At 36.5% G+C, this 4,667-nt stretch carries 4 protein-coding genes; 3 read left to right on the plus strand and 1 reads right to left on the minus strand.

The window, feature by feature from the left end:
- The first annotated feature begins 96 nt into the window (after window positions 1-96).
- The 3 genes from HMPREF2893_RS03715 to HMPREF2893_RS11195 all read left to right on the plus strand — a co-directional run bounded on the left by HMPREF2893_RS03715 (window position 97) and on the right by HMPREF2893_RS11195 (window position 3,954).
- Window positions 97-1,563, plus strand: a complete 1,467-nt coding sequence (locus tag HMPREF2893_RS03715) for a hypothetical protein (protein ID WP_261674174.1) — start codon at window positions 97-99, stop codon at window positions 1,561-1,563.
- 188 nt (window positions 1,564-1,751) lie between these two features.
- Window positions 1,752-3,143 (plus strand): hypothetical protein, encoded by a 1,392-nt coding sequence (locus HMPREF2893_RS03720; protein ID WP_222566295.1) that lies wholly within the window; start codon window positions 1,752-1,754, stop codon window positions 3,141-3,143.
- 34 nt (window positions 3,144-3,177) lie between these two features.
- Complete coding sequence (locus HMPREF2893_RS11195) at window positions 3,178-3,954, plus strand: hypothetical protein (protein ID WP_261674175.1); 777 nt, start codon at window positions 3,178-3,180, stop codon at window positions 3,952-3,954.
- A 264-nt stretch (window positions 3,955-4,218) separates the two neighbouring features.
- Here the strand turns inward: HMPREF2893_RS11195 and HMPREF2893_RS03730 are convergent.
- Window positions 4,219-4,667: LPXTG cell wall anchor domain-containing protein (locus tag HMPREF2893_RS03730; RefSeq protein WP_148131912.1), on the minus strand; the 449-nt coding region annotated here is incomplete at its 5' end.

Below are 4,667 nucleotides of genomic sequence, written 5' to 3' on the forward strand. Positions count from 1 at the left end.
ATTGAGAGGCTAGGACTTTTGTCCCAGCCTCTATCTATTTGACTGACAAAAGGGGGGATTGATGGTAAAATGAGGAAGAGATTAGGAGGAGATGAAATGAAGAAGAAAATAAAATGGGGCCTTGTCTTATGTTCGGTACTTATACCAGTATGTTTGAGTGCCTGCAAACAAGGAACTGTAGAAAAACAAGGTTCTTCGAATAAAGAAGTACAGAAGAAAATCGATCGAAAAAACATTCATTTTGACAAGACAGGACCTGCAGCAACATTTGATTGGGATGCAAAGAACAGTATCAGATACATAACGTTTGAAAAACTTCCACAATATATGAGGTCAGATGATAGCGATGGTATTTCAATATATGGACAGCAACCGAATGAAGTCTCTCTATCTGAGGAAGGAAGAGTTCAAAAAGCTTTGCAGGTCGTTGAAGCGATTTATATTGACCAAGATGAAATGGACACAGTTGTCAAGGCTAGTGGAGTAATGAGTCAGGAAGAAATGTATAACAGGATCTGGAATGACTATATTATTCCTAAAATAGAAAAAAGTAATAGTTCTTTTGATTCAAATACTTATTTTGAGTATCTGGGAGAAAAATATCCCCTCAAAATCTATGGTCCCATGTATTTAAAATTAATGACCAATGCTCTCCCCACTGAAAAGAGTTACGAATTAAAGGGATATGCAGTTAAGGGGAATAAGGTAATCCTTAAAATTCAAACACCAGCCTATAGCCCAAATCAATTACCAAGAGGAAAAGGGTACAGATTGAGTGCTGATCCCAAGAATCCAAATGAGACCATGTATGCTTGGTTAGATGAACTACACGAAAACTATGCTGAAAAAGACAACAGAGGAGACCATCTTTCTTATATAATGCTTTCTACCATCTTACAACATTTAGTAAAGGAAAATTTTAATGCGAGTTTTTCAACCGGTAATATGATTGGTAGTACGGAAATAACGATCGAAATGGAGGTGACTAACCAAGGTCAAGTCCAAATTGATACTAAAAATTTGGCACTCTTGTTACAAATTCCTCAACAAATGCAGAAAGCTAATCAATCTGGTGGTGGAAATGATGATAGTATCTTCTGGTCCATCAATACTGATAACGTTACTGATGAAGAAAAGGGAAGTGAAAAGCTAAAAGATTTTAATCCACAAAATCCGGTCAAAAAATATGCAATTGGAGAGCCAGTTGTATTTGCAAATGGCTTAGAAGTTACACTGAATAGTGTAACAGATGATCCAAATTTGGATGTTCAGGATGATCAAGACCGTATCGATACAAGGAAAAAACAACATCGATTGATCGTCGAATTCACCCTATCGAATACAACACCTCTCCGTATTGAAAGTAGCCCGAATTATTCAAATGTAGATCTCTATGATGGCCATGCAAAATCTGCCTATATGCTGAATAATACTTTAAATTACAAACAGCCAACAGTCCTTGAGGCAGGAGAGTCCGCTAAATATAAGATTAATTATTTAACAGATGGGGATGGACCATTTACGATCGTTTATGGTGATGCCAAATGGGTCGTTCAAAAATAGAGAAAAATCCAAATCTTTAATCAGCTTATTGTAAAAGCTAGTGAGTTTAAGAAATTATAAGAAGCTTCAGTTGTCAATAAATTATTAAAGAAATTTATTCATATGTGGTTGGAAAAGTCGGAAGACTTTTAAAGAAAACTGACGAACAAATAAGGGGAAAAATGCGGACAGGAAGTAGAAAAGAGAGTATGAAGAAGGTTTTTAAATCAATTAAGTTTTGGATATTTGTATTACTTGTTACTCTAGCAGGTGGATGGTTTATCCAATATGAAATTCATAAGAGTGATATATCACAATTTGTAACTTGGAAACCTCGTCCAAACATAGTTGACTCCCAATTTATTGCAGGTGGGAAAGCAGTAGCCATTCAATGGGATAATAAAGAGGAAGTGGATGAGGCGCTGGAAGCATATTCGTATAATTCAAAAGTTAAAGTAGAATGGTTTATAAATGGTGGAAATAGTGAACGGTACATTGCACAAGAAAGTTACAAATTAAAATCTGACCCACGTCTCTATTTTCAATATTATATTCGTGGTAATCAAGTTCCTTACCTAACTACAAATAAAGCACAAAAGGGAGAGTACTGGCTCATTGATGTCTATGATACCAAGGACAAGCGCTTAGTGAAGAAAACATATGATGTTTTTAAGATAGTACGAGATATGGATAAGAATTATATCCCCTTATCTGTTAAAGTTTCTTCTATGTTGTTGGATACAGATGATGGAGAAACATACATTCCGATTGATATTCTTGTCGATAAGAAAGACAAATATATTGTAGAACCTGGAAATATCTATGTACAAACAGAGTATCAATCTCGTATAGGGTTAATGAATGTTAAAAGTGGAAAGATCGCTTGGAAAACCTCATCAGGCAAAGATTATAAACAAGTTCAAAAAGAAAGTCTAGAAAGTTATAAAGAGTCGCATCCATTTGAATACAATTTTGAAGGAGGACGATTGCAGCTCCAACATTCACGTTTGTTATTTACAGATCGTAGTGATGAGGCTAAGGACATCCCATTGAAAACACTCTATCCGAAAGTATATTCGATTTTAAGCAAAGGGAATAATCCAACTACTGTAAAATGGGGTGAAGAATATACAAAAGGGGAGAATGCCTACCTATACTTTCTCGGACCAGAAGATCTCAACTTTGATATTTCATTTTTGGAACTGCTTTATAAAGTTCCAGAGCAGCGTTCAGGTGGATGGTATGATGTCCTACGGTATCATAAGATACCAGCAGAATTTTCAAAAGATGGGCAAGAGCATCTTGCGAATAATAAAAAAGAATTTTTCCAATATTTTAAAAAGGAATTAAATCAAAGTCAGGATACTACAGAGTTCTCATTGCTGAGACGCTTATATGAAGTACAGAACTACGTGGTCTCTAGAGATTTTGGTCAGTCCTTCGGTAATCTGACCATACCAGCTGAGTATACTAAAGATGGGAAGGTTCATGTCGTTCAAAATGATGAAGAATTCTTCAAATATATGGATTTAGAGAAAATTCCTAATAAAAAGATGAAAGAAGATATTAAAAAAATGTTCCCATATGATGTAAAAAATTAATCGATTAGGTCGAATTTAGCAAGGAGGTCAGGCTATGAAGCCCAACTATTTCAAACTATTAGCAGGAATACCACTGATTCTTTGTTTCTTTCTTCTTTCCAGTTGCAAGATTATGAAACCGAGTGATTATAAAAAGGCGAAGGAAGTAGTCAGCAGTGAGCTTGCTAAGGTTGGTTTGCATGGGGATGTGACCATCACCAAGTTAGAGTGGCGAGCATTGGAAATTCCAACCTATCATATGTCTTATACCTACTCTGAGAAAACCTATGATGGACAAACAGTGACATTAGAAACGGATACGGTGTTTCATAATGATTGGACAGACACAACTAGTGACCATCTTCCAGAGTATAAGGAAGCGTACTTGAAGCAGCAATCTGTCCAAAAGAAGGAAAAGGAAATTGAGGGACAATTAAAGAAGCAATCTCTGGGTCTTCCTATTAGTTTCTTTGGTTTTTTATCGAACTCTCACCGTGATGACAAGGAACAAATTCTAGATAGTATCGCAAGTCAAAATCTCGAAGAAGGGAAAAAGGACTTTGCCGGTTACTATCAAATCCCTTTTCAAACCTTAATCGATCAAGAATTAATCACTATGACCATTTATATAAAGGATGGTGTATCCGTTAAGGAAAAAGACTTAAAAGCAGCTGCAAAAAGATTAGACGCTAGCAAACTACCGGATGGTGCCTATGATTTCTACTATTCCAAAGGCAGTTACGCCGATTCCATTAGTTACTCATTCAAGGTCAAAGATGGGAAAGTTGTTTTTTATGAAGATCAAAAAGAGAGAGTAGAAGGCCAAAACTAAAGAAAGATCCTACGTATCCGATTAGAACGTTGGTCAATCTAATTATTCAGTATTTTATAGGGAGCCGACTTAACGTCTGGCTCCTTTATATTTGATTGAGATTTTACAAGGAAATTAGCTCTGAAGTCTATTTAATTCATAGGAAGAACAGATTAAAAAAGAGAACCTTTCGGTTCTCTCTATTTGTTTCAACTTCTATGAATGAGAGTAGAAGTTTCTTCGTTAGGGGGTTGATAGAAGTAAGGACTGTTCCTAATGATACGATTAGTTATCAGTCAATTTCCGTTTGATTCCAACAGCACCTGCTAAGACAAGAATTCCTGAGAAGACAAGTCCAGATGCAACAACTTCACCTGTATTTGGAAGAAGCGGTTTGCGACGTCCACCATTGTTTCCACCATTTGAACCTGGCGCACTTGGTGTCGTTGTGGTACCAGAATGATCAGGTTTATTTGGATTTTCTGAAGTAGATGAAGAAGTCTTAGGCTCTGCAGTAGTAGTTGTTGTTGTTGTACTTTCCTCACTACTATTGTGATTTTCTGGCTCTTCTGGTGTTGTAGTTGGAGGAGTCTCAGGCGTAGTAGTTACAGTAGTCTTAGGCTCTTCTGTTGAAACAGTTGTATCAGGAGTCTCAGGCGTAGTAGTTACAGTAGTCTTAGGCTCTTGAGTCGTAGTGGTTGTAGTTGTAGTTGTAGGCTCTTGAGTCGTAGTAG

The sequence above is a fragment of the Streptococcus sp. HMSC072C09 genome, assembly GCF_001813105.1.
In the GTDB taxonomy this organism is placed as follows: Bacteria; Bacillota; Bacilli; order Lactobacillales; family Streptococcaceae; genus Streptococcus.